Origin of the sequence: Streptomyces sp. NPDC048507 (assembly GCF_043199995.1) — a bacterium.
GTDB lineage: Bacteria > Actinomycetota > Actinomycetes > Streptomycetales > Streptomycetaceae > Streptomyces.
In genome coordinates this window covers 498,762-522,028 of the sequence record NZ_JBICWZ010000003.1, presented here as the reverse complement: position 1 = coordinate 522,028, position 23,267 = coordinate 498,762, and the positions used below count along the sequence as shown (strand labels likewise).

Here is a 23,267-nt window from a genome sequence, read left to right as displayed (position 1 = left end):
ACGGAGTCGAATCCGTGCGCCCGTCCACACATCCGAGCCCGGGGGGACCCGAATGAAGCCGAAGCACCGCCTTGCCGCCGTCGCCCTGACGGCCGTACTCGCCGTTCCGGCGCTGGCCTCCTGCGACGCGATCTCCACCGCGATGGACTGCGCCAACACGGCCGTCGCCATAGCCAACAGCGTGGACCAGCTCCAGCAGGCCGTCTCCCAGGCCGGGAACAGCGTCCAGGACACGCAGAACGCGCTCAACCAGATCGAGACGAACCTCAAGCAGATCAAGGACTCGACCGGCAACGCCGACCTCTCCAAGGCCGTCGACTCCATGAGCACCGCCGTGAAGAACGTCCGCACGTCCGTCGAGAACGGCGACGCCACCCCCGACGTCCAGCCCGTCGCGGACGCCGCCAAGGAGATCTCCAAGGTCTGCACCCCGGGCTGACGGGCCCGGGCCGACGAGGGCCGGGTGCGGGCGGGCCGGGCGGAGCCGAAATAATGGGAGCCATGACTTCCACCCCCTCCACGCCCTCCGCCTCCGCCGCGCCGCGCCGTCTGATCCTGGCCACCCGCAACCCCGGCAAGGTCACGGAACTCCACGCGATCCTCTCCGCCGCCGGCCTCCCCTTCGAGCTGGTCGGGGCCGACGCGTACCCGGAAATCCCGGACGTGAAGGAAACCGGCGTCACCTTCGCCGAGAACGCCCTGCTCAAGGCCCACGCCCTGGCCCGGGCCACGGGCCTGCCGGCCGTCGCCGACGACTCGGGGCTCTGCGTGGACGTCATGAACGGCGCCCCCGGCATCTTCTCCGCCCGCTGGGCCGGCACCCACGGCGACGACCAGGCCAACCTCGACCTGCTGCTCGCCCAGCTCGGGGACATCGCCGACGAACACCGCGCCGCCCACTTCTTCTGCGCGGCCGCCCTGGCCCTGCCGGACGGCACCGAACGCGTCGTCGAGGGCCGCCTCCTGGGCACCCTGCGCCACGCCCCCGCGGGCACCGGCGGCTTCGGCTACGACCCGCTCCTCCAGCCCCTGGGCGAATCCCGCACCTGCGCGGAGCTCTCGGCGGCGGAGAAGAACGCCATCTCCCACCGCGGCCAGGCCTTCCGCGCCCTCATCCCGGTGGTCCGCGAACTCCTCGGCTGAACCCCGCCGGACATCCCGAAGGCCCCGCACGCGACCGCGTGCGGGGCCTTCGGGATGCGACGTGCGGTTGGGGGGACTCGAACCCCCACGGGTTTTACCCCACTGGGACCTAAACCCAGCGTGACTGCCAATTCCACCACAACCGCGACATTGCGCCTGAATAGGACATCGCGTCCGTTCGGGCTGCCGACATTCTACGGGCGGCTGCCGTCGCGGCGGTGGCGGTGGCGGGATCAGATGCCGAGGTCCTTGATGATCTTGGCTACGTGGCCGGTGGCCTTGACGTTGTAGAAGGCGTGCTCGACCTTGCCGTCCTCGTCGACGACCACCGTGGAGCGGATGACCCCGGTGACCGTCTTGCCGTACAGCTTCTTCTCGCCGAAGGCGCCGTACGCCGTCAGGGTCTCCTTGGCGGGGTCGCCGACCAGGGTGACCGACAGGTGCTCCTGCTCGCGGAACTTCGCGAGCTTCTCCGGCTTGTCCGGGGAGACGCCGATGACGTCGTAGCCGGCGTCCGCGAGGAGGCTGAGGTTGTCGGTGAAGTCGCAGGCCTGCTTCGTGCAGCCCGGCGTCAGGGCGGCCGGGTAGAAGTAGACGATCACCTTGCGGCCCTTGTGGGCGGCCAGCGAGACCTCGTTGCCGTCCGCGTCGGGCAGGGTGAAGGCGGGGGCGGTGTCGCCCGGCTGGAGTCGCTCGCTCATCGGTAGGTCTTCTCCTCGGGAGGGGAACGGTACGCCACGAGACTAAGCTGACAGACTGTTCATGGCGGACTACGCCCCATGCGACCACGAGCACGACACGACGACGGAGGCAGCGCGGTGCCGGAAGCCAGGACCCCCGCACAGATCGAGGCGGACATCGTCCGCCGCCGCGAGCAGCTCGCCGAGACGCTCGACGAGATCGGCGTGCGCATGCACCCGAAGACGATCATCGGGGACGCGAAGGCGAAGGCGGCGAGCGCGGTGGACCACACCGCCGGGCGGGCCTTCGTGGCCGTCAACCGGCTCGTCACCGACGTGAAGGACGGCCTGCGCCACCAGGACGGCGCCCCGCGCCCGGAGCGCATCGTGCCCGTCGTGCTCCTCGCCGTGGGCGTGGTCGGCCTGCTGGTGGCCTCGGCGCGACGCAAGCGGTGAGGACCCGCCGGGGTACCGGGCGCGCGGCGGCAGGTAGGTTCGGGGCGTGAGCGAGAACACCACCCACGACAAGCTGCCCATCCGCATGCTGCACGACCGCGTGCTCGTGAAGTCCGACCTGCCCGAGGGCGAGCGGCGCTCGGGCGGCGGCATCCTGATCCCGGCCACCGCCGCGGTGGGCAAGCGGCTCGCCTGGGCCGAGGTGGTCGCGGTCGGCCAGAACGTGCGCAGCGTGGAGCCCGGCGACCGGGTCCTGTACGACCCGGAGGACCGGGCCGAGGTGGAGGTGCGCGGGGCGACGTACGTGCTGATGCGCGAGCGGGACCTGCACGCCGTGGCCGCGGAGCGGCTGGAGGGGTCCAAGGACTCCACCGGGCTGTACCTCTGAGAGCCGGGCGGGCCTGACCTTCGAGGGCCGGTGACCGTTGTCACCGGCCCTTCGTGCTGCCCTTTGCTACGGTGGAGGGGAACCCCGACGAGACGCGCCGTACCGGGTTGCAGGACGCAAAGACGACGCACTTCCTTTCCATTCTCGTCTCGTCCCGGAGGTGCCTGGTCATGGCATGGGTTCTTCTTCTCGTCGCCGGTCTGCTCGAGGTCGGCTGGTCGATCGGCATGAAGTTCACCGAGGGCTTCACGCGGCTCTGGCCGTCCGTCTTCACCGGCGCCGGCATCGTCGCCAGCATGGTGCTGCTGTCCTACGCCGCCAAGACCCTGCCGATCGGTACGGCGTACGGCGTCTGGGTGGGCATCGGCGCGGCCGGGGCGGCCGTGCTCGGGATGGCGGTGCTGGGGGAGCCCGTCACCGCCGCCCGGATCTTCTTCATCTGTCTGCTGCTGGTGGCCGTGGTGGGGCTCAAGGCCACCTCGGGTCACTGACCACCGCTCACTCCAGGAGGTCCGCCGAGGGGCGGCGGTTGCGGGTGATGCCGCCCTGGGTCTCGCCGCCGGTGGTCTGGCCGCCGGTGGTCTGGCCCCCGGTGGTCTGGCCCCCGGTCGTGTCACCGCCGGTGGTCTGACCGCCCGTGGTGTCACCACCGGTGGTCTGGCCTCCGTTCGTCTGGCCGCCGTTCGTCTGTCCGCCCTGCGTCTGGCCGCCCTGGCCCTGGCCCCCGTTGTCCTGACCGCCCTGGCCCTGACCCCCGTCGGTCCGGCCGCCCTGGCTCTGGCCGCCGTCGGCCCGGCCGCCCTGGGTGCTGCCGTCCTGCGTCTGGCCGCCCGTCGGCGGGGTGGGCCGCTCGGCGGGCGGCCGGCCGGTGCCCTCCGGCTGCTGCGGGGTGGCGGGCCCGACCGGCGGCGGGGGCTGGGCCGCCCCGGGCTGCAGCTCCAGGTCGAAGTCCACCGGGTCGGTGGCCTCCAGGGCCGCCTTCGTATACGCCGCCCAGATCCGCGCGGGGTAGCCGCCGCCCCCGATGCGGGCCTCGCCGAGCGCCCCGTAGAGCGGCTGGAGCGTGCCCGTGTCCGGGTCCTGGCCCATCATCGCCACCACCGTGACCAGGTCCGGGGTGTACGCCGCGAACCACGCCGAGCGGTCCTGTTCGGCGGTGCCGGTCTTGCCGGCGGCCGGATGGCCGGCCGCCAGGGCCGCCGTGCCCGTGCCGTTGTCCACGACGCTGACCAGCATGGACGTGGTCGTGTCGGCGGCCTCCCGGCTGACGGCCTGGGTCGGGGTGCGGTCGGGGAGGTGGAGGTCCTCGCCGTCCTTGGAGATCTTCTCCAGGAAGGTGTACGGGGTGCGTCGGCCGTGGTCGGCGAGGGTCGCGTACGCCTGGGTCATGTCCAGCACGCTGGCCTGCATGGTGCCGAGCGCGATGGCCGGGCCCGCGTCGAAGTTCGGGGTGTTCTCCGGGATGCCCAGGGCGATGGCGGTCGACTTGACCTTGGCGCCGCCCACGTCGACGGCCATCTGCGCGTACACGGCGTTGACGGAGAGGTCGGTGGCGGTGCTGACGGTGATCGGCCCGTACGAGACCTGGCCCTCGTTCTCCGGGCTGAAGCGGATCCGGCCGCCGACGACGGGGCGCTTGTTGTCGCCGTTGTACACGGTGTTCGGGGTGATCCGCCTGCCGTCCTGGGTGCGGGAGTCGTTCTCGACGGCCGACGCGAAGACGAACGGCTTGAAGGTGGAGGCCACCTGGTAGTCGTGCCGGGTCGCGTTGTTGACGTACTGCTTCGTGTAGTCGATGCCGCCGTACAGGGCGACGACCTTGCCGGTGGCCGGGTCGATCGAGACCCCGCCCGCGCGTACGAGGCGGTCCGCGGGACGGGCGGCCGGGTCGAGCTTGTCGCCCATCTGCTGCTTGACCGCGTCGACGAACTCCCCCTGGCGGCGCTTGTCGATGGTGGTGGTGATGCGGTAGCCGCCCTCGGCGAGGGTCTTGTCGTCCAGGATCTTCTGCTCGGTGATGTAGTCCTTGACGGCTTCGACGAGGTAGCCGCGCTGCCCGGACAGGCCGGCGGCCGGACGGACCTTGCCGGGCTCGGGGAAGCGGGCCGCGGCGCGCTCGGCGGCGGGCATCCACTTCTTCTTCACCATGCCGTCGAGCACGTAGTTCCAGCGGGCGACGGCGCGCTCGCGGCCGCGGGGGTGCGAGACGACGTCGAAGGCGCTGGGGGAGTTGAGGAGAGTGGCGAGGTAGGCGCCCTCGGCGGTGGTCAGCCGCCCCACGTCCTTGCCGTAGTAGGCCTGGGACGCGGCCTGGATGCCGTAGGCGTTGCGGCCGAAGTAACTGGTGTTCAGGTACCCCTCCAGGATGTAGTCCTTGGACTTCTCCCGGCCGAGTTTGATCGCGATGAAGAACTCCTTGGCCTTGCGCTTGAGCGTCTGCTCCTGGCCCAGGTAGTAGTTCTTGACGTACTGCTGGGTGATGGTCGAACCGGACTGGGTGCCCTTGCCGGTCGCGGTGTTCCAGGCGGCGCGCACCATGGCCTTGGGGTCCACCGCCCGTTCGGAGTAGAAGTCCCGGTCTTCCGCGGCGAGCACGGCTTCCTGGACTCCGCGGGGGATCTGGGACAGCGGTACGTTGACGCGGTTGACCTCGCCGTCGCGGGCGAGCTGGGAGCCGTCGGCGTAGAGGTAGAGGTTGGACTGCGCGGTGGCGGCGGCGTTGGCCGGCGGGATGTCGACCAGCAGGTAGCCGGCCGCGAGGGCGCCGCCGATCAGCAGGGCGAGGAGCAGCAGGCCGCCCAGGACCATGCGCCAGGTGGGGAAGATCCGGCGCCATCCGGTGCGCCGCCGCCCGGTCCGCCCGGTCCGCCCGGTCCGCGCGGTCCCGTTGGTGTGCTGCCCGGGGCCGCTCCCGGCGGCGGACGGTCCTCGCGGGGGCTCCTGCGGGGTGTCCGGGTCACGAGGGGACCAGCCCCGTTGTGGTGACTGGTCGCTCATCTCCGGAACTCCTCGTGGCTGTGTGAAATGTCCACATCCGTACCTCATGGTGTCTACCCGATGGCCGTTGCATCCGCCCCGGACGGGCATAAAACGGTCGCGTGGCTCGCCCCTCCGCACTAAGCTCGCGCGCTTTGGCCGACGTAGGAACGACGTGGGAATCGGAGGGATACGGTGCGTCAGAGAGCGGCACGGGCGCCGGCGCGGGGAGCGGGGCCGGGCGCGGCGCGGGCAGCGGGGCCGGGCGGGGGGCGCAGGCCGTGGCTCTACCCGGCCGTCGCCGCGGGCGGGTTCCGCCGCTACGCCGCCTACGGGACGGCCACGGCGGCCGGGGTGTTCACCAACACCGTGTTCGGCTTCATCGTCGCGTACACGTACATCGCGCTGTGGGACGAGCGCCCCGGCCTCGGCGGCTACGACCAGGCGCAGGCGCTCACCTTCGTCTGGGTCAGCCAGTCCCTGCTCGCGGCCGGTTCGCTCCTCGGGAGCGGCTTCCAGGAGGAGTTCCAGGAACGCGTCCGTACGGGTGACATCGCGGTCGACCTCTACCGCCCGGCGGACCTCCAGCTGTGGTGGCTCTCGGCGGACCTGGGCCGGGCCGCCTTCCAGCTGATCGGGCGCGGGGTGGTGCCGCTGGTGGCGGGGGCGCTGGCCTTCCCGCTGGCGCTGCCGGCCGATCCGGCGCGCTGGCTGCTGTTCCTGGTGTCCGTCGTGCTGGCCCTGACCGTCGGCTTCGCCGTGCGCTACCTGCTGGGGCTGGCGGCCTTCTGGCTGATGGACGGTGCGGGGATCAACATGATGGCCTCCGTCGTGACGGTCTTCTTCTCCGGGATGCTGCTGCCGCTCACGGTGTTCCCGGGCGGTTTCGGGGATGTGGTGCGGCTGCTGCCCTGGGCCGCGATGCTCCAGGTCCCGCTGGACGTGCTGCTGGGTACGCACGCGGGGGCGGGCGGCGCCGGCCGGGCGCTGGCGTTCCAGGCGGGCTGGGCGCTCGTGCTGCTGGGGGCGGGGCGGCTGGTGCAGTCGGCGGCCACGCGGAAGGTGGTGATCCAGGGTGGCTGACACGACGGAGACGGTGGGGGCCGTAGGGGCTTCCGGGGTGACCGGGCCCGCGGCGTCGTCCCGGGCCCTGCCGCGCGGCGGGCGGGCCCGCGAGGGGCTGCGCGGCTACCGCCTGATCGTCGGGATGTGGATCCGGTCGACGATGACGTACCGGGCGTCCTTCCTCCTCGCGACCTTCGGGAACGCGGTGATCTCCCTGCTCGACTTCGTCGCGATCGCCATCATGTTCTCCCACGTCGACGCCCTGGGCGGCTTCACCCTCCCCGAGATCGCCCTGCTCTACGGGTCCTGCACGGTCTCCCTGGGCCTGGCCGACCTGTTCCTCGGCAACACCGACCGCATCGGCGCCCGCGTCCGGGACGGTTCCCTCGACACCATGCTGGTGCGCCCCGTTCCGGTGCTCGCCCAGGTCGCGGCCGACCGCTTCGCGCTGCGCAGGCTGGGCCGGATCACCCAGGGGACGGCCGTGATGACCTGGGGCATCGCCGTGCTGGAGCTGGACTGGACGGTCCTGAAGGCGGTGCTCGTGGTGGTGATGGTCGTCGCCGGGGCGGGGATCTTCGCGGCGGTGCTGGTGGCGGGGGCGGCGTTCCAGTTCCTCGCCGGGGACGCGGCGGAGGTGCAGAACTCCTTCACGTACGGGGGCTGCACCATGCTCCAGTACCCGCCGACGGTGTTCGGCAAGGACCTGCTGCGCGGGGTGGTCTTCGTCGTCCCGCTGGCCTTCGTCAACTGGCTGCCCGCGCTGTACGTACTGGGCCGGCCCGATCCGCTGGGGCTGCCGCGGTGGACCGCGTTCGTGAGCCCGCTCGTCGCCCTGGCCCTGTTCCTGCCCGCGTCGCTGGCGTGGCGCGCGGGAGTCCGTTCCTACCGAAGTACGGGGAGCTAGCCGTGACGGCTGCCGAGCAGGATGCGCTGATCTCGCTGGACGGGGTCGAGAAGGTCTTCGACGTACGCCGTCGCACGGGCCTGATGCGGAGGGAGAAACGGCAGGTCAGAGCCGTGGACGGGATCAGTTTCGAGGTGGCCCGCGGCGAGGTGGTCGGCTACATCGGGCCCAACGGAGCGGGCAAGTCCACCACCATCAAGATGCTGACCGGCATCCTCACCCCCAGCGGCGGCCGGCTGCGCGTCGCGGGCATCGACCCGGCGCGGGAGCGGATGCGGCTCGCGCACCGGATCGGGGTGGTGTTCGGGCAGCGCACCACGCTGTGGTGGGACCTGCCGCTGAAGGACTCCTACGGGCTGATGCGGCGCATGTACCGGATCCCGGCGGCGCGGTTCGCGGAGAACCTGGAGCGCTGCGTGGACCGGCTCGACCTGGCCGCGCTGCTCGACGTACCCGTGCGCCAGCTCTCGCTCGGGCAGCGGATGCGCGGGGACATCGCGGCGGCCCTGCTGCACGATCCGGAGGTGCTGTACCTGGACGAGCCGACGATCGGGCTGGACGTGGTCAGCAAGGCGAAGGTACGGGGGTTCCTGCGGCAGCTGAACGGGGAACTGGGCACCACCGTGCTGCTGACCACGCACGACCTCCAGGACATCGAGCAGCTGTGCGAGCGGGTGATGGTGATCGACCACGGACGCCTGATGTACGACGGCGAGCTCAGCGGACTGCACGCGCTGGGGCGGGGCGAGCGGACGCTGGTGGTCGACCTGGAGCGGGAGCTCGCGCCGATCGAGGTGGAGGGGGCGCGGGTGGTGAAGGTGGACGGGCCCCGGCAGTGGCTGGGGTTCCCGGCGGGGGCGTCGGCGGCGCCGCTGGTCGCGGCGGTGGCGGCGCGCTACCCGCTGCTGGACCTGTCGGTGCGGGAGCCGGACATCGAGGACGTGATCGCGCGGATGTACGCGGGGCGGGGGTGAGGGCGGCGGCCCGGGCGGGTGCTGGGCCCGTGGCGGGTGCGGTGGGTGCGGCGGGTGCTGCGGGTGCTGCGGGTGCTGGGGGGCATTCAACTGGGCCGGGTCTCTGCATAGGGTGGGCCACATGAGTGACGAGCGGCCTCAGGAGCCGTTGCCGGAGGAGCCGTTGCCGCCGCAGGCATCGTCGGGGAAGCCCTCGCTGGAGAAGGCCCCGCTGCCCGCGCCCGCGCCCGCGCCGACGCCCGCGCCGATGCCGGCGGCGGCGCCCGCGCTGAGGGCGTCGGACGCCGACCGCGAACGGGTGGTGGAGCGGCTGCGCGACGCCGTCGCCGAGGGCCGGCTCGACATGGACGAGTTCGGGGAGCGGCTGGAGGCGGCGTACAAGTCCCGTACGTACGCCGAGCTCGAACCGCTGACCCGCGACCTGCCGGCCGTACCCGGCGAGGCCCCGCTCGGCGCCGCGGCGGCCACGCCCGCCGGGACGGCCCCGGCGGAGGGCGCCTGGAGCGGCCGGATCGGCGGCTCGGGGACCTCGGCCACCGCCGTCGCCGTGATGTCGGGCTTCCAGCGCAAGGGCCGCTGGACCGTACCGGCCCGCTTCAACGCGGTGGCCTTCTGGGGCGGCGGCGACCTCGACCTGCGCGAGGCGGACTTCTCGCAGCGGGAGGTCGTCATCACCTGCGTCGCGATCATGGGCGGCATCCAGATCACGGTCCCGCCGGGTGTGGAGGTCGACGTCCGGGGCATCGGCGTCATGGGCGCCTTCGACCAGAGCGGCACCCAGATCGCGCCCCAGCCGGGCGCCCCGCGGGTGGTCGTCAACGGCCTGGCCTTCTGGGGCGGGGTCGAGGTGCGCACCAAGGCGCCGAAGGGCCCGAAGCCGGTCAACGGCAAACGGCCCCGCAAGGAGCTGTAGCCGGGGCCGTACGGCGCGCCGGGAACTCCCCGGGCCTCCCGGTAGTCGGATGCTATGCAGACGAAACCGGCCACCGGGGGAAGGCAGGAGCAGGTGAGCAGAGTGCAGAGCGCCGAGGGCGGCAGCGGTAGCGACGGCGGAGGTCCGGACGGGGGCCGTACGGGAGCGCGCGCCGTGCCCCCGCCCGCCCGCGGCGGGTTCGTCTTCAACGCGGCGGACGAGGAGCGCCGGCGCGGGGTCCGCCGGATGAAGACCACCGCGACGGGCCTGCTGATGCTGGTCGCGCTGGTCTACGTCCTGGCCAAGTACGCCCAGCACGCGTGGGGCGCGGGCGGCTGGGCGGGGTACGTGGCGGCCGCCGCCGAGGCCGGCATGGTCGGCGCGCTCGCGGACTGGTTCGCCGTCACCGCCCTGTTCCGGCGGCCGCTGGGCCTGCCCATCCCGCACACCGCGATCATTCCGACCAAGAAGGACCAGCTCGGGGTCTCCCTCGGGGAGTTCGTCGGCGAGAACTTCCTCTCCGCCGAGGTGGTGCGCGCCCGCCTGCGGGCGCTCGGCATCGGCGGGCGCCTCGGCGCCTGGCTGGCCGAGCCCGCGCACGCCGACCGCGTCACGGCCGAACTGGCCACCGCGCTGCGCGGAGCGCTGACCGTCCTGCGCGACTCCGACGTCCAGGCCGTCGTCGGCGAGGCGATCACCCGGCGGGCGGAGGCGGCGGAGATCGCGCCGGGCATCGGCAAGACCCTGGAGCGGGTCGTCGCCGACGGAGGCCACCACCGGGCCGTCGACCTCGTCTGCGCCAAGGCCCACGACTGGCTCGTCACCCACGGGGAGTCCGTCATGGACGCCGTCCAGGGCGGCGCCCCCGGCTGGACCCCGCGCTTCGTCGACCGCAAGATCGGCGACCGGGTGTACAAGGAGCTGCTCCGCTTCGTAACGGAGATGCGGGACATGCCGGGCCACCCGGCGCGCGGGGCGGTGGACCGCTTCCTGACGGACTTCGCGGCGGACCTCCAGTCCGACACCGAGACGCGGGCACGGGTGGAGCGGCTGAAGTCGGAGGTCCTGGCGAGGGGCGAGGTGCAGGACGTGATCGCCTCGGCCTGGACGGCCGTCCGGTCGATGATGATCTCGGCCGCGGAGGACGAGCGGAGCGAGCTGCGGCTGCGGGTGCGGTCGTCGCTGATGTCCCTGGGATCCCGGCTGGCGACGGACGGCCGGCTCCAGGACAAGGTGGAGGGCTGGATCGAGGGGGCGCTGGTCTACGTGGTCACCACCTACCGGGCGGAGATCACCTCGCTGATCACCGACACGGTGGCGGGCTGGGACGCCGAGCACACCTCGCGCAAGATCGAGGCGCACATCGGCCGCGACCTCCAGTTCATCCGCATCAACGGCACGGTGGTCGGCGCCCTGGCGGGCCTCCTGATCTACACGGTCTCCCGAGCCTTCGGCGCCTGACGCCGCCGCCGCGGCAGCGGCAGCCGCACCGGCACCGGCGGCCGGACGCCGCAGCCGCTGCCGCTGCCGGAGCGGCGGGCGGCTGCCGCTGCCGTGCCGCGTGCCGCAGCCGCGTCGCGTGCCGCAGCCGCAGCCGCAGCCGCAGCCGCAGCCGGAGCCGGAGCGCGGGCCGGACCGGGGCCACAGGCCGGAGGCACAGGCCGCAGCCGCGCCGCAGGCCGCAGCGTGCTGGAGTCGCGTCGCGTGTCGCAGCCGGGGCCACAGACCGCACCGCGCCGCAGCCGGGGTCGTGGGCCGGGATCATTTCGAGGCCGCGGTCCGGGGCCGGCCCGGGGGCCAGGCGCTCCCGCCCCGGCCCCGAGTGCCGGGGGAGGGGTGTGTGCCCCGGCCCGCCGGGGGTCAGCCGCGGTCCGCCACCGCCCAGGCCGTCGCGGCGACGACCCCCGCCGCGCCGATGACCGCCGGCCACGCCCCGACCTTCTTCGCCAGCGGGTGCGCCCCCGCGAACCCCGCCAGGTACAGCGCACCCAGCCCGGCCGCCGCCGGGGCGCCGCCCTGCCGGTGCCACTCCCGCCCGGCCACGATCCCGGCGGCGCCGAGCACGACGCCGCCCAGGGGCCGCTTCTTGGTCCAGCGCGCGACGGCGTACCCGCCGACCAGGCCGGCCGCCGCCACCACGGAACTCGGTACCCGCGCCATGTCGAAACTCCCTCGTTCGTTCGTTCCGTCCGCCACGCCCGCCGGCACCCGGCCGGACGTCACGATGATCTGAAAAGTCGCCTACGGGGTACGAGGCTAGCGCGGGCCCCTCGACCCGCGCCGGACCCCCAGCGCCCCGAGCAGCAGCACGGCCCCGCCGACCACGGCATCCGGCAGCGCCTCCCGCACCCCGCGCGGCAGCAGCGCCACGACCCCGAGGACGAGGAGGAAGGCGAGCGCGCACGGGCCGGCCACCCGCAGCAGTCTGTCCACGGGCTGCTCAACGCCCCGCCCCGGCCCGCGACACGGACCGTACGGGGCCGTTTTGTCGCACACTCGCCGTTTCTGCGCACCCCCGGGACCGGGAACCTCCGGGGCGTAGATTCGGTCTTCCAGGAGGAAACCCCCTCAACTCACCGCCCACCCCACCCCCGGGAGCAGACAGCGTGATCTCTTACGGACGGGCCGTCCTCGACCTCGCGGACGAGCTGGCCGACGCCTACGCGGACGTCTTCTCCGCCCCGCCCTGGAACGAAGGTGAAGAAACCATTCGCCAGTTCGCGGCCCGCCTCCAGACCGACGCCCGGCGCCCCGGTTTCCGTACCGCCTTCGCCCAGTCCGCGACCGGCGTCGACGGCTTCGCCACCGCCTGGCTGACCCCCGCCCCCTTCCCGAAGGGCCGCGCCTACCCCCAGGTCGCCGCCCAGCTCGGCCCCGCGCGCGTACGGGAACTCCTGGTCGGCGCCCTGGAGATAGACGAGCTCGCCGTACGCGGCTACGCGCGCGGCCACGGCACCGGCCGGGCCCTGCTCACCGAGATCACCGCCGACGCACCGGACCGCCGCGCCTGGCTGCTGACCTCACGGCTGGCCACGGACACGGTGGCCACGTACCGGCGCCTCGGCTGGCACGAGGTGCCCGCGCTCCCCGGGACCGAGACGGGCGTGGTCGTCTTCCTGTCCCCCGATCACCCGGCCCGCGACAGGTAGACCCCGGCCCGCCCGGGCATACCGGGGCCATGATCACACCGAAGGCCCCCGTACCCGTGGCCCGCCGGCAGCTCGGCCTCGCCACCCGCCACCAGCTCACCACCACCGGCGGCGTACCCGCCGCCACGCTCACCTCGCGCACCCGCCCGGGCGGCCCCTGGCAACGCCTCCTGCCCCGGGTCTACCTCCTCCAGACCGGCCCCCCGGACCACCGGCAACGCGCCCTCGCCGCCGTCCTGTACGCCGCCGAGCCCACCGCCGACCCGCTGTCCGGCGACACCGCCGCCCTCACCGGCGCCGCCGCCCTCGCCCTCCTCGGCATCCGCGAGGCCCCGCCCCTACCGGCCGACGTCCTGATCCGCGCCCCGCGCCGTCTCGCCGCGCACCCCCAGGTCCGGCCCGCGGCCACCACCCGCTGGCCGCGCACCCTCACCGTCTCCGGCGTCCCCAGCACCCACCCGGTCCGCGCCGCCGCCGACTACGCCTCCCGGGCCGCGCACCCCGACCGGATCCGCTCGGTCCTGGCCCAGGTCGTCCAGGCCGGCTGGTGCCACCCGCACGACCTGCACGCCGAACTCCGCGCCTCCCGCCTCCTGGCCCGCCCCGCGATCCGCGCCGCCGCGGCGGAACTCCTCGCCGGGGTCCGCTCGGTCGCCGAGGCCCGCGCCCGCGACACCCTCACGGCGACCGACCTCCCCACCCCCCTGTGGAACGCCCGCCTCTACACCCCGGACGGCACCTTCCTGGCCAGCCCGGACGCGTACTGGCCGGACGAGGGCGTGGCCCTGGAGATCGACTCGGCCGAGTACCACTACACCCGCGACGCCTGGCACGCCACGCTCCGCCGCCGCCTGCGGCTGGAGTCCCACGGCGTCCTGGTGGTCAGCGCGACCCCGTCGATGATCCGCGACACCCCGGCGGACGTCATCGCCGCCCTCCGCACCCTCCTCGCCCTCACCACCCCCCGCCCCACCCCACCCACAGCCCTGGCCCGCGGCCACCAGCAGCTCCTGCTGTTTCCCGGAGGCTCCGGCTAGCTCGCGATGGCCGAGTAGGACCACACGTCCGCGGGGATCTCGTGGCGCAACTGCCATTCGATCCCCATCGGATTGCTGCCCTTGTGACGAAGGTATTCCGCCGGGCCGAGCAACATCCACGCCTGGGGTCCGCCGATGTCCGTCTTCTTGTACCGCCGCACGAACAACAGGACGTGCGATCCGTTGCTGACGTGGGACTGGTAGCGCACGCCGGTCGGCGAATTTTCCGACGTCTGGTTCTGAGACTCCCAATGGAACTGGAATTCATTCATCGCGTAGTCCTTGTAACGCGTCTGTGGGGAGAAGTCCTTCTCGTCCTTCTCCAGCGTGATGAAGAGCGCATCCGTCTGGATCCCCTCACACCACCTCACGCCCTCGCGGAAGTGCCCCGGCACGAACCCTCCCACCACGGACTGGCCCAGCGCCGGAAGGATCTCCTCGCGGCTGTACGAGGCGTGCACGGTCAACGGGAGGGCAGAGTGATCTCCCGTGAGGGGCAGCGGGACGTGGTCCGTCTGCTCCAGGTCATGGGCCAGGACCTGGCGGAGTTCGTCACGGAAGTGGGGCTGAGCCCGTAGGGAGTCGAATCCGTCCTGGTAGCGGGAAAAGCCACCTGCGAGCGGCCAGAGAGAGAAGAAGAACATGCGGGCGTACGCCTGGCCCTGGGCGTCGAGTGATTCGTACGGCACGGGGTCGTCTTCGAGCAGGCTGGTATAGGCGCGAACCCGTGCCGGGTCGTCCACGTGCAAGAAGGCGGAGACCCGCTTGAGGAGCGCTTCCTCCCCCACGGGCACCGCCGCCGTGAGCAACTTGGACCGGCGCAGGAGGCCCGTCCACGAGTTGCCGTTCCCCCGGTAGAGCTCCTTGACGTCTCGCCCGCTCTCCGCCAGATAGGCGGAGAGTCGGGGTTCGCCGTACGCTGCGACTTCCCGTGCGAGCTGCGTGACGTTGACGTTCATCTGGTTGCGGATGTTCTCGATGATCAATTCCTTGGCCTTCGCCTCAAGGATGATCTGGCAGCCGGAGGGCAGCTGGGGGAAGTCGTGCTCGATGCTGTTGAGCAGGCGGTTGCGGGTCAGGTTCGTCAGTGCGCGGAACTGCTCCTCGAAGCGGAATTCCTTGCGGTGCTGACCGATGAAATCGAGGACGGTGAGGACCGGCTTGTTCTCGTTGCGCCGCAGCCCGCGACCCAACTGCTGGAGGAAAACGGTGGCGCTGGACGTGGGCCGCAGGAGGAGGAGCGTATCGACGTCGGGGACGTCCAGTCCTTCGTTGAAGAGGTCCACCGAGAAGATGGCGTTGAGCTGCCCCGTCCGTAGGGCGTCGAGCGCTTCCTTGCGTTCGGTGCGGGGAGTCTCGCCGGACAGGGCGACTGCGCGGAGCCCGGCGCGATGGAAGAAGTCGGCCATGAAGTGGGCATGTGCAACCGAAACGCAGAAGCCGAGGGCACGCATCCCCTCGGGGTCTCCGTGCTTCTCCTGTAGGGCCCGAACGACGAGCCGGGCTCGAGCCTCGTTCCCGGTGAAAACCTCGCTCAGGGCGGTGGCGTCATAGGCACCCCGCTTCCAAGCGATCGCCGACATATCGGTGTTGTCGGTGATGCCGAAATAGTGGAAGGGGCAGAGCAGGTCGTTCTCCAACGCTTCCCACAACCGCATTTCGGCAGCGATACGGCCGTCGAAGAACTCGTCCTGAACGTTGAGGCCGTCCATCCTCTCCGGCGTGGCCGTGAGACCGAGCAGCTCGAGCGGCCTGAAATGATCGATGATCTTTCGGTAGGTGGGAGAGGTGCCGTGGTGGAATTCATCGATGACGACGACGTCGAACTGGTCCCGCGAGAGCTGCTCCAGGGTTCGGGCGTTCAGAGACTGCACGCTCGCGAAGACGTTCTCCCATCGTGCGGGGGTCTTGCCGTCGCAGAGTTGCTCTCCGAAGTTCGCGTCCACCAGCACGTCCTGGTACGTCCGCAGGGACTGGTCCAGGATCTCCTTCCGGTGTGCGACGAACAGCAAACGCAGCTTCCGGCCCGCCTGCTGCTGGAGGCGTTTGAAGTCGAGGGCCGCCATCACCGTCTTGCCCGTACCGGTGGCCGCGACCAGCAGGTTGCGGTGCCGGTCGTGCACGGAGCGCTCGACTTCCAGGCGTTCCAGCATGTCCCTCTGGTGCGGGTACGGACGCACTTCCAGGCCTGACAAGCTGATGACCCGAGAAGCGGCCACACCACCGGAATTGCCGGCGATTTTCAGGGCTTCGTCGAGCCTCTGGGCGTCCCGGTCCGGGTCGTACGGCTCGAAGGCCCGCTCGCTCCAATACGAGTCGAAGGTCGCTTCGAATTTGCGCAACACATCTGGGGTCGCGATGCCGGAGAGACGGACGTTCCACTCCAGCCCGTCGAGGAGGGCGGCCTTCGACAGATTGGAGCTGCCGACATATGCGGTATCGAAGCCGGAGTCGCGGCGGAAGAGCCAGGCCTTGGCATGCAGGCGGGTCGAGCGCAGTTCGTAGTTGACCTTCACTTCGGCGTTGAACTCGCGCACCAGTCGGTCCAGGGCGCGGCGCTCGGTGGCGCCGATGTACGTCGTGGTGATGACGCGGACGGGGATGCCACGTTCGGCAGCGGCCTTCAGCGGCTGCTCCAGCACTCGGAGCCCGTGCCACTTCACGAAGGCGCACAGCAGGTCGATGCGGTCTGCTGTGGCGAGCTCGGCGCGAAGCTCCGAGCCGAGGCTCGGGTCCTCCGGAGAATTGGTGATCAGCGCAGTTTCCGAGAGGGGAGTGGACGGGCGGGTGGTGTAGGCGCCCGTTGCGGCCGGTCCTCCCACGGCGAGGAGCTGCCGCGGCCCCTCAGAAATCGGCTCCGGCTGCGCCCGGTCCCCGTCCAAGCTGCTCAGGGAGTGGAGGATCGCGTTCGCGGCGTCCACTCGTTCGTCCGGCGGCAGTCTCTTCAGAAGCTGACCGACTGCTTGCGCCACGTGTCGGGTGAGCACGTGTTGTGACGACTCGCTGCCGACGGGTCCCTCTATGACGAGGGACCCCGCAGTGGTCATTTCCTGGAGCTGGTCTTCGAGCCTGCTGGTGATGAGTGTCTCGTGAAGACCGGTGACCGGCTTCGAACTGCTCGGATGGGTGCCAGAGGTCACGGAGTCTCCTCGTTGGACGGGTCATCGCAGCCTCGTTTGTATCAAGGGCGACCGACACCGTCCGCGTGAATCTGACGCAGCAATGACGCAGGGAGTTCCCTTTCGGTCATGCGCTGGCTGGTTCTGCTACTGAGCTTCGCCGTGGCATTCCGGGTAGGGCTTGCCCGAGGTGCACCAGCAGGGGGAGGTGGGGGTGGGGGGCCAGGGGGTGGCCTTGCCGCGGGCGGCCAGGGTGGTGGCGTACTCCGCCAGGAGGGAGGGGGAGGCCGGGGAGGTCTTCTCCGAGGCCGCGAAGGCTTCGTACGAGGGGACGTTGCCCGTGACGATGCCGAGGTTGGTGGTGCCCGAGGCGGCCAGGCTGCGCAGGGCGGACTCGGTGGCGGTGAGGTGGGCGGCGTGGGAGGGGTACTCCGCCGCGAGGGTCGGGTAGGAGGCGACGAGTTCCGTGAGCTCGCGCTGGGGCCAGTGGAGGATCGCCACCGGGAAGGGGCGCGAGAGGGCGGCCCGGCGGTCGCCCAGTTCGGCGCGCAGGCGGGCGATCTCGGCGCGCAGCTCCGCCGGGTCGTCGGAGCCCAGGGCCCAGATGCGCTTGGGGTCGTGGAGCTCGTCCAGCGGGATCGGGCCGGAGTGGCGGGTGTCGGCGGCCATGTCCCAGTCGTCGTGCGGGAGGGCGAGCAGGCGGCGTACCCGGTGGCGGCCCGTGAGCAGGGCCGTCGTGGCCTGGGTGAGGGGGGTGTCCTCCGAGGTCAGGAGGGTGGCCGCCTCGGTGAAGCACGCGTGGGAGGCCTCCAACTCGTCGTGGGCTTCCAGGGCTTCCGCGATGACCTCCCAGGGCGCCGGGTCCGTCGGTGCGGCGGCGCGGATGCCGGAGATCAGGGCGCGGGCCTCGGCCTCGTGGCCGTACTCCCACAGGTTGGCGGCCTGGAGGGCCTTGATCAGGTGCGGGTCGGCGGGCGCGGCGGCGAGGAGTTGGTCGTAGAGGGTGCTCGCGCGCTCGCGTGCGTCGGCCAGTTCGAGGTGGGCCGCGGCCTGGAGGAGCAGGGGCTCCTGGTCCTCGGGGTAGCGGGTCGCCGTGCGGATGAGGCGCTCGGCTTCGGCGATGTGCTCGGCGGGCGTGTCGGGGCGCATGGTTCACACCGTACTGCCGCTGGTCAGTTGAAGGGGGAGGACTTAGGGTGCGGGCCGTGCGGGATCGGGTGAGGGTGGTGGTCCAGGGGCGCGGCCGGCGGGGGCGCCGGGCCGGGCTCGCACGGCTGCTGTGGGTGGGTGCCGAGGCGATCACCACCGTGGGTGTGGTGGTGGCGTTGCTGGTGGTGCACCAGGTGTGGTGGACCAACCGGCAGGCCGTCGCCGCCGCCCGGGAGCAGGTACAGGTGCTGGAGGACCGGTGGCGGGACTCCGGCGCCGCCGCCGAAGCGGGGGACGGCGCCGGTCCGGAGGGCGTCGCTGAGGGTGGGAGTTCGCCCGTCGTCGAGGGGGGTTCGAGCGGTGCCGGTGCCGGTGCCGGGGCCGGCCCCGGGCCGGGGCGGTCGGCGCCCCCCGCCGCCAAGCCCGCGCCGCCGCAGCAGCAGCGGCCGCAGCAGCCGCAGCCGCCGCCGGCGCGGGAGGAGGCGTACGCCGTGCTGCGCGTTCCGAGCCTCGGCCTCACCGTGCCCGTCGCGCAGGGGGTCGACAAGCGGGCCGTGCTCGACAAGGGGTACGCCGGCCACTACCCCGGCACCGCGCAGCCCGGGGCGGCGGGGAACTTCGCGCTGGCGGGGCACCGCAACACCCACGGGGAGCCCTTCCGGTACATCAACCGGCTCAGGGCGGGCGACCGGTTGCTGGTAGACGTCCGGGGGCGGCGCTACACGTACGTGGTGGACAAGGTGCTGAGCGAGACCACCGAGCGGGACACCGGGGTGATCGCCCCCGTGCCGCGCAGCACGGTCCGGCCCGACGCCGGGTACGCGGAGCCCGGCTCGTACATCACCCTGACCACGTGCACGCCCGAGTACACCTCCAAGTACCGCCTGGTGGTCTGGGGCACCCTCGCGTCCTAGGGGCTGTCGTCGAAGTCGTGTCGTAGCCCGGAGGGCGGCCCCGCGGCGTCCGGTGCGTGCTCTCGGCGTGCCGGGCGGAAGCCCTCGTACCGGACGTACTCGGGATTTCGCCCGGTGCGGCGAGAGTGCGTGCCGGGTGTCGCGGGGCAGACACGGCTGCGACGACAGCCCCTAGGGTGGGGCGATGCGTCCGCAATTGCTGTGGCTCGGGGTGCCCTTCGTGCTGTTCGCGGGGGTGCTGCCCGTCGTGAACCGGCTGGAGCCGAGGCTCGGCGGAGTGCCGTTCCTGCTCGCGTGGTTCATCGGGTCGACGCTGGTGACGCCGCTCGCCGTGTGGCTCGTCCGGCGGGCCGATCTGCGGGCCGGGGGCCGGCGGTGAGCGCGGCCGCGGTGGCCACCTCGGTCTTCGCCGCCTTCATGGTGGTGACCGTCGCCCTCGGGCTGCTCGCCGTACGCGGGCGCGGCGGTGGCGGGGGAGGGCTCGCCGAGTGGTCGGTGGGCGGGCGCTCGCTGGGGACCGTGTTCATCTGGGTGCTGATGGCGGGGGAGGGCTACACCAGCTTCAGCTACCTGGGGGCGGCGGGCTGGGGCTACGACTACGGGGCCCCGGTGATGTACGTCGTCGCGTACATGTCCTGCGGCTACGCCCTCGGGTACGTGGCCGGGCCGGTGCTGTGGGACTACGGGCGGCGCCACGGGCTCGTCGGGATCAGCGACATGGTGGCCCACCGATACGGGCGCCCGTGGCTGGGCGCGGCGGTGGCGGTCCTGGCCACCGTGTTCCTGCTGCCGTACATCCAGCTCCAGATCACCGGGATGGGCATCGTCGTGACGACGGTGACGTACGGGGCCGTGTCGCTGGAGTGGGCCTACTTCGTGGCCTTCGCCGTGACCACCGCCTTCGTCGTCGTGAGCGGGCTGCGGGGCAGCGCCTGGGTGTCGGTCCTGAAGGACGTGCTGGTCATCGGGACGCTGGGGTTCCTCGCCTGGTACGTCCCCGTCCACTACTTCGGCGGCTACGGGGAGCTCTTCGACCGGCTCGCGGCCGAGAGGGCGCAGTGGCTGACGCTGCCCGGGCACGGGGACGGACCGGGGGGCCGGGGGCGGCTGGGGACGGGCTGGTTCGCCTCGACGACCGTGCTCAACGCGCTGACCGTCGTCATCTTCCCGACCACCGTGGCCGGCTACCTCGGGGCGCGCAGCGCCGGCACGCTGCGCCGCAACGCCGTCCTGCTGCCCGCCTACAACGTGCTGCTGTTCGTGCCGATGCTGCTGGGGATGGCGGCGCTGTTCGTGGTGCCCGGGCTGACGGGTGCGGAGTCGAACCTCGCGCTCTTCGAGCTGGTGGTCGACTCGCTGCCGGCGTGGGCGGTGGGGGTGATCGGGGTGGCGGCCGCGCTGTCGTCGATCGTGCCGATGGCGGTCTTCATGCTGGTCATCGGGACGATGTGGGGGCGCAGCGTGCTGTCGCTGGTGCCGCGCTGGAGCGCGGGGGAGCGGCAGAAGACGGCTTCGCGGATCGTGGTCGTGGCCGCGGGGACGGTGGCCCTGGTGATGACGTACGCCGCTCCCAACACGCTGGTCCGGCTCTCGCTCGTCTCGTACGAGGGGATGGCCCAGCTGGTGCCGATGCTGCTGCTGGGTTTGGTGTGGCGCGGGCTGACGATGCCGGGGGCGGTCGCCGGGCTGGTCGTCGGGGTGGCGGCCGTCTGCGGGCTCGTGTTCACCGGGAACGATCCGGTGTGGGGGGTGAACGCGGGGATGGTGGCGCTGGCGGCGAACCTCGTGGTCGCGCTCGCGGTGTCGGGTGGCGTGCGCCGGTGGGGTCCGCCGGATCCGGACGGACGGCCGGACGGGGAGGTGCTGGCGCGCGATCCGCTTCCGGAGCGGAAGACCGGTCCCGTTGTCGGTGCGCCCCGCTAGTATCGGTCGTGAGTGCCCGCCCCGTACGGGGGTTCGGGGCTCATGGAGGGGGAGGGGGCGGTTCCGATGGCCCGACGGGCCGACGCGCGCTCCCTGTTGTCCTTCCTCGTCTCCTCGCGGGCGGGCGCCCTGCTCGCCGCCCTGCTGGTGTTCGGCGGGGCCCTCGGCCTGATGCCGGGGCAGAACGGCCTCGCCGCCGCCGTGGTCGCGCTGGCCGCGGCCGTCGCCGTGGGGGCCGCCGCGCTGGCGGCCTCGGCCGTGTCGTCCGTGCCGCCGCACCGCATACGCACCGCGATCCGTGATCGCGAGCAGCGCACGGCGTTCCTGCCGCAGCGCGATCCCGACGCCTCGGGCCGGTCGCGGCCCAGGGCTCCGGGCCGCCGTGCCCCGACGGCCGCGTAGGGGCGCGCAGTACACCGTCCGCCGGACGCCGCTCGGTACCCCGCCACTCCCGGGTACCGCGCGCCGGTTCCGCCGACGCCATCGCCTTCTGCTGACTGATCACTGTCGTCGCCCCTCGCGGGTCGTCGCGCCGAAATGCACCTTCTTTCGACGTTCGACGAGACCCCTCGGAGGGCCCGCGTGTCCGTTTTCACCCATCTTGTTGCCGAGTTGGGCCGGCTGCTCCAGCCCGTCCTCGCCCAGTCCGCGACCGCTGCCGCGATCGTGCTGTTCACCGTGCTCGTACGGCTCGCCCTGCACCCCCTGAGCCGGGCCGCCTTCCGCGGGGCGACCCCGGTGGCCGGCTGCCTGCCGACGCTGCTCCAGCTGCCGGTGTTCTTCGTGATGTACCAGGCCTTCTCGTCGGCGGAGGTGGGCGGCGCGGCCAACGAACTGCTGGCGCACCGGCTGTTCGCCGCCCCGCTCGGGTCCCGCTGGGCGGACGCCCTCGGGGAGGGCGGCCTCCTCGGGGCGCAGGGGCTGGTGTTCCTCGGGCTGTTCGCCGCCGTCGGGGTGGTGGCCGCGTGGAGCGCGGTCCGCGGGCGGCGCGCCGCAGCGGCCGCCCCGGCGCCGACCGCCCCGGCGCCGACCCCTCCGCGCGGGGCGAAGGGCGCGCAGCGCGGGGCCGTGGCCGGCGCCGCGAAGGGCGGCCCGCTCGGGGCCCTGGCCGCTCCGGCGGAGCTGAGCGCCGAGCAGCAGGCGGCGATGCGCAGGCTGGGCGGCGTACTGCCCCTGCTGTCGTTCGGCACGCTGATCACGGCGGCCCTGGTGCCCCTGGCCGCCGGGCTCTACCTGGTGACCACCACCGCGTGGTCGGTCGCCGAGCGCGCCTGGCTCCAGCACCGCAAGGACCGGGCCGCCCGGGCGGCGGCCGGGGCGGCGGCGGCCGGGGAGGCTGCCGCTGGAAGGCCGCGTTCCAGTCTGTGAACAGGGTCTTGCGGATTGGTCGTACATCTTGGAGGATCGACCAATCCTCCGATGGCCGCAACCCATCGTCCGGCCCGGGGCATGCCCATGGGCCGACCACCCTCGACCACGGGAGAATGTCCATGAAGCTGCTGCGTGTCGGACCCGTCGGATCGGAGCGCCCCGCGCTGCTCGACCAGGACGGCACCCTGCGTGACCTGTCCGGCCTGATCACGGATGTGGACGGGGCCCTGCTGGCCGACGACTCCGTACTGTCCCGCGTACGGGACGCCGCGGCGGCCGGCGAGCTTCCGGTCCTGGACGCGGGAGGCCTGCGCACCGGCTCCCCGGTGGGGCGGATCGGCAAGATCGTGGGCATCGGGCTGAACTACCACGGGCACGCGGCCGAGGTCGGCGCGGAGGCTCCGGCGGAGCCGATCGTCTTCCTCAAGTCCCCGGACACCGTCGTCGGCCCCGACGACACCGTGCTGATCCCGCGCGGCAGCGTGAAGACCGACTGGGAGGCCGAGCTCGGCGTCGTCATCGGCGCCACCGCCCGCTACCTGGGCTCCGCCGAGGAGGGTCTCGCGCACGTCGGGGGCTACGTCCTCGCGAACGACGTCACCGAGCGCGCCTTCCAGACGGAGCGCGGCGGCACCTGGGACAAGGGCAAGAACTGCGAGACCTTCACCCCGCTCGGCCCCTGGCTGGTCACCGCCGACGAGGTCCCGGACCCGCAGGTCCTGGACGTACGGCTGTGGGTCAACGGCGAGCTCAAGCAGGACGGCCACACCTCGGACCAGATCTTCCCGGTCGGCGAGGTCGTCCGGTACCTGAGCCACTTCATGACCCTGTACCCGGGCGACGTGATCGTCACCGGCACTCCGGCCGGTGTGGCCGCGGGCCAGCCGGAGCCGAAGCCGTTCCTGCGGGCCGGTGACGTGGTCGAGGTGGAGATCGCGGGTCTCGGGCGCCAGCGCCAGGAGTTCAAGGGCGCGTAGCGCCGAGGGGGGGGAGGGGCGGGGCCGCCGGGGGGGGGGGCCGGCCCCCCCCCCCGGCCCCCCCCCCCCCCCCCCCCCCCCCCGCCCCCCCCCCCCCCCCCCCCCGCCCCCCCCCCCCGCCCCCCG

24 protein-coding genes, 1 tRNA gene and 1 riboswitch are annotated in these 23,267 nt (G+C 72.6%); of the genes, 18 read left to right on the top strand and 7 right to left on the bottom strand.

All coding sequences use genetic code 11. The features are described from left to right. Positions 1–52: 52 nt before the first annotated feature. Together ACGFXC_RS11455 and rdgB are read left to right on the top strand one after the other, a co-directional pair. Positions 53–439: a hypothetical protein gene (locus tag ACGFXC_RS11455; RefSeq protein ID WP_393711778.1), complete on the top strand. Its 387-nt coding sequence runs from the start codon at positions 53–55 to the stop codon at positions 437–439. Between the two features lie 62 nt (positions 440–501). Further along, the gene (gene rdgB / locus ACGFXC_RS11450) at positions 502–1,143 is read left to right on the top strand and encodes an RdgB/HAM1 family non-canonical purine NTP pyrophosphatase (RefSeq protein WP_393711776.1); all 642 of its coding nucleotides are present in this window, start codon (positions 502–504) and stop codon (positions 1,141–1,143) included. A 62-nt stretch (positions 1,144–1,205) separates the two neighbouring features. Here rdgB and ACGFXC_RS11445 read toward each other — a convergent pair. Together ACGFXC_RS11445 and bcp are read right to left on the bottom strand one after the other, a co-directional pair. After that, positions 1,206–1,289, bottom strand: a tRNA-Leu gene (locus tag ACGFXC_RS11445). Positions 1,290–1,376: 87 nt separating this feature from the next. Further along, a complete protein-coding gene (gene bcp / locus ACGFXC_RS11440) occupies positions 1,377–1,844 on the bottom strand; it encodes a thioredoxin-dependent thiol peroxidase (protein WP_393711774.1) in 468 nt (155 codons plus the stop codon). Positions 1,845–1,961: 117 nt separating this feature from the next. Here bcp and ACGFXC_RS11435 point away from each other — a divergent pair, with 117 nt between their 5' ends. The 3 genes from ACGFXC_RS11435 to ACGFXC_RS11425 all read left to right on the top strand — a co-directional run bounded on the left by ACGFXC_RS11435 (position 1,962) and on the right by ACGFXC_RS11425 (position 3,158). Continuing rightward, entirely contained in the window at positions 1,962–2,279 is a 318-nt protein-coding gene (locus ACGFXC_RS11435; protein ID WP_393711772.1) for a DUF3618 domain-containing protein, read from the top strand. Positions 2,280–2,325: 46 nt separating this feature from the next. Beyond that, positions 2,326–2,667 carry a co-chaperone GroES gene (locus tag ACGFXC_RS11430; RefSeq protein ID WP_030239046.1) on the top strand — a complete coding sequence of 114 codons (342 nt, stop codon included), beginning with the start codon at positions 2,326–2,328 and terminating at the stop codon, positions 2,665–2,667. A 54-nt stretch (positions 2,668–2,721) separates the two neighbouring features. Beyond that, positions 2,722–2,799: riboswitch (guanidine-III (ykkC-III) riboswitch) on the top strand. Positions 2,800–2,837: 38 nt separating this feature from the next. Then, positions 2,838–3,158 (top strand): multidrug efflux SMR transporter, encoded by a 321-nt coding sequence (locus ACGFXC_RS11425; protein ID WP_030158619.1) that lies wholly within the window; start codon positions 2,838–2,840, stop codon positions 3,156–3,158. A 7-nt stretch (positions 3,159–3,165) separates the two neighbouring features. Here ACGFXC_RS11425 and ACGFXC_RS11420 read toward each other — a convergent pair whose 3' ends face one another. Next, positions 3,166–5,664, bottom strand: coding sequence for a transglycosylase domain-containing protein (locus ACGFXC_RS11420; protein ID WP_393711771.1), 2,499 nt, complete (start codon positions 5,662–5,664; stop codon positions 3,166–3,168). A gap of 174 nt (positions 5,665–5,838) precedes the next feature. Here ACGFXC_RS11420 and ACGFXC_RS11415 point away from each other — a divergent pair, with 174 nt between their 5' ends. The 5 genes from ACGFXC_RS11415 (at position 5,839) to ACGFXC_RS11395 (ending at position 10,963) form a co-directional block, all read left to right on the top strand. Then, complete coding sequence (locus ACGFXC_RS11415) at positions 5,839–6,726, top strand: ABC transporter permease (protein ID WP_393711769.1); 888 nt, start codon at positions 5,839–5,841, stop codon at positions 6,724–6,726. Then, complete coding sequence (locus tag ACGFXC_RS11410) at positions 6,719–7,615, top strand: ABC transporter permease (RefSeq protein ID WP_393711768.1); 897 nt, start codon at positions 6,719–6,721, stop codon at positions 7,613–7,615. The genes ACGFXC_RS11415 and ACGFXC_RS11410 overlap by 8 nt, the downstream gene beginning before the upstream one ends. Before the next feature lie 2 nt (positions 7,616–7,617). After that, positions 7,618–8,589, top strand: coding sequence for an ATP-binding cassette domain-containing protein (locus ACGFXC_RS11405; protein WP_393711766.1), 972 nt, complete (start codon positions 7,618–7,620; stop codon positions 8,587–8,589). 121 nt (positions 8,590–8,710) lie between these two features. Continuing rightward, positions 8,711–9,502, top strand: a complete 792-nt coding sequence (locus tag ACGFXC_RS11400; RefSeq protein WP_393711764.1) for a DUF1707 domain-containing protein — start codon at positions 8,711–8,713, stop codon at positions 9,500–9,502. A gap of 54 nt (positions 9,503–9,556) precedes the next feature. Then, on the top strand, positions 9,557–10,963 hold the full coding sequence (locus ACGFXC_RS11395; protein ID WP_393711763.1) for a DUF445 domain-containing protein: 1,407 nt from the start codon (positions 9,557–9,559) through the stop codon (positions 10,961–10,963). A gap of 399 nt (positions 10,964–11,362) precedes the next feature. Here the strand turns inward: ACGFXC_RS11395 and ACGFXC_RS11390 are convergent, their stop codons facing one another. Both ACGFXC_RS11390 and ACGFXC_RS11385 read right to left on the bottom strand, forming a co-directional pair. Beyond that, the gene (locus ACGFXC_RS11390) at positions 11,363–11,662 is read right to left on the bottom strand and encodes a hypothetical protein (protein WP_393711761.1); all 300 of its coding nucleotides are present in this window, start codon (positions 11,660–11,662) and stop codon (positions 11,363–11,365) included. Between the two features lie 96 nt (positions 11,663–11,758). After that, entirely contained in the window at positions 11,759–11,935 is a 177-nt protein-coding gene (locus tag ACGFXC_RS11385; protein WP_393711760.1) for a hypothetical protein, read from the bottom strand. A gap of 173 nt (positions 11,936–12,108) precedes the next feature. Here ACGFXC_RS11385 and ACGFXC_RS11380 point away from each other — a divergent pair, with 173 nt between their 5' ends. After that, entirely contained in the window at positions 12,109–12,651 is a 543-nt protein-coding gene (locus ACGFXC_RS11380) for an N-acetyltransferase (protein ID WP_393711758.1), read from the top strand. Between the two features lie 29 nt (positions 12,652–12,680). Continuing rightward, on the top strand, positions 12,681–13,688 hold the full coding sequence (locus tag ACGFXC_RS11375; protein ID WP_393711757.1) for a hypothetical protein: 1,008 nt from the start codon (positions 12,681–12,683) through the stop codon (positions 13,686–13,688). Here the strand turns inward: ACGFXC_RS11375 and ACGFXC_RS11370 are convergent. Both ACGFXC_RS11370 and ACGFXC_RS11365 read right to left on the bottom strand, forming a co-directional pair. Further along, entirely contained in the window at positions 13,685–16,735 is a 3,051-nt protein-coding gene (locus ACGFXC_RS11370; protein WP_393712210.1) for a DUF3427 domain-containing protein, read from the bottom strand. The genes ACGFXC_RS11375 and ACGFXC_RS11370 overlap by 4 nt on opposite strands. Positions 16,736–16,954: 219 nt before the next feature. Beyond that, on the bottom strand, positions 16,955–17,956 hold the full coding sequence (locus ACGFXC_RS11365) for a hypothetical protein (RefSeq protein WP_393711755.1): 1,002 nt from the start codon (positions 17,954–17,956) through the stop codon (positions 16,955–16,957). 56 nt (positions 17,957–18,012) lie between these two features. On the opposite strand from ACGFXC_RS11365, the gene ACGFXC_RS11360 reads away from it, so the two are divergent. The 6 genes from ACGFXC_RS11360 (at position 18,013) to ACGFXC_RS11335 (ending at position 23,141) form a co-directional block, all read left to right on the top strand. Continuing rightward, positions 18,013–18,870, top strand: a complete 858-nt coding sequence (locus tag ACGFXC_RS11360) for a class E sortase (RefSeq protein ID WP_393711754.1) — start codon at positions 18,013–18,015, stop codon at positions 18,868–18,870. Positions 18,871–19,054: 184 nt separating this feature from the next. Further along, positions 19,055–19,249, top strand: coding sequence for a DUF3311 domain-containing protein (locus tag ACGFXC_RS11355; protein WP_393711752.1), 195 nt, complete (start codon positions 19,055–19,057; stop codon positions 19,247–19,249). 38 nt (positions 19,250–19,287) lie between these two features. Next, entirely contained in the window at positions 19,288–20,793 is a 1,506-nt protein-coding gene (locus ACGFXC_RS11350) for a sodium:solute symporter (RefSeq protein ID WP_393712208.1), read from the top strand. A 66-nt stretch (positions 20,794–20,859) separates the two neighbouring features. Next, positions 20,860–21,195, top strand: coding sequence for a DUF6412 domain-containing protein (locus ACGFXC_RS11345; RefSeq protein ID WP_393711751.1), 336 nt, complete (start codon positions 20,860–20,862; stop codon positions 21,193–21,195). 135 nt (positions 21,196–21,330) lie between these two features. Beyond that, complete coding sequence (locus ACGFXC_RS11340) at positions 21,331–22,161, top strand: YidC/Oxa1 family membrane protein insertase (protein ID WP_393711750.1); 831 nt, start codon at positions 21,331–21,333, stop codon at positions 22,159–22,161. Between the two features lie 122 nt (positions 22,162–22,283). Then, entirely contained in the window at positions 22,284–23,141 is an 858-nt protein-coding gene (locus ACGFXC_RS11335; RefSeq protein WP_351818877.1) for a fumarylacetoacetate hydrolase family protein, read from the top strand. The last annotated feature ends 126 nt before the right edge of the window (positions 23,142–23,267 follow it).

Excerpts from the sequence above, each read along its gene's own strand:
- ACGFXC_RS11455 (WP_393711778.1), top strand. The coding sequence starts at position 53 with ATGAAGCCGAAGCACCGCCTTGCCGCCGTCGCCCTGACGGCCGTACTC.
- rdgB (WP_393711776.1), top strand. The coding sequence starts at position 502 with ATGACTTCCACCCCCTCCACGCCCTCCGCCTCCGCCGCGCCGCGCCGT.
- bcp (WP_393711774.1), bottom strand. The coding sequence starts at position 1,844 with ATGAGCGAGCGACTCCAGCCGGGCGACACCGCCCCCGCCTTCACCCTG.
- ACGFXC_RS11425 (WP_030158619.1), top strand. The coding sequence starts at position 2,838 with ATGGCATGGGTTCTTCTTCTCGTCGCCGGTCTGCTCGAGGTCGGCTGG.
- ACGFXC_RS11420 (WP_393711771.1), bottom strand. The coding sequence starts at position 5,664 with ATGAGCGACCAGTCACCACAACGGGGCTGGTCCCCTCGTGACCCGGAC.
- ACGFXC_RS11400 (WP_393711764.1), top strand. The coding sequence starts at position 8,711 with ATGAGTGACGAGCGGCCTCAGGAGCCGTTGCCGGAGGAGCCGTTGCCG.
- ACGFXC_RS11395 (WP_393711763.1), top strand. The coding sequence starts at position 9,557 with ATGCAGACGAAACCGGCCACCGGGGGAAGGCAGGAGCAGGTGAGCAGA.
- ACGFXC_RS11390 (WP_393711761.1), bottom strand. The coding sequence starts at position 11,662 with ATGGCGCGGGTACCGAGTTCCGTGGTGGCGGCGGCCGGCCTGGTCGGC.
- ACGFXC_RS11375 (WP_393711757.1), top strand. The coding sequence starts at position 12,681 with ATGATCACACCGAAGGCCCCCGTACCCGTGGCCCGCCGGCAGCTCGGC.
- ACGFXC_RS11370 (WP_393712210.1), bottom strand. The coding sequence starts at position 16,735 with ATGACCACTGCGGGGTCCCTCGTCATAGAGGGACCCGTCGGCAGCGAG.
- ACGFXC_RS11365 (WP_393711755.1), bottom strand. The coding sequence starts at position 17,956 with ATGCGCCCCGACACGCCCGCCGAGCACATCGCCGAAGCCGAGCGCCTC.
- ACGFXC_RS11355 (WP_393711752.1), top strand. The coding sequence starts at position 19,055 with ATGCGTCCGCAATTGCTGTGGCTCGGGGTGCCCTTCGTGCTGTTCGCG.
- ACGFXC_RS11350 (WP_393712208.1), top strand. The coding sequence starts at position 19,288 with ATGGTGGTGACCGTCGCCCTCGGGCTGCTCGCCGTACGCGGGCGCGGC.
- ACGFXC_RS11345 (WP_393711751.1), top strand. The coding sequence starts at position 20,860 with ATGGCCCGACGGGCCGACGCGCGCTCCCTGTTGTCCTTCCTCGTCTCC.
- ACGFXC_RS11340 (WP_393711750.1), top strand. The coding sequence starts at position 21,331 with ATGCACCTTCTTTCGACGTTCGACGAGACCCCTCGGAGGGCCCGCGTG.
- ACGFXC_RS11335 (WP_351818877.1), top strand. The coding sequence starts at position 22,284 with ATGAAGCTGCTGCGTGTCGGACCCGTCGGATCGGAGCGCCCCGCGCTG.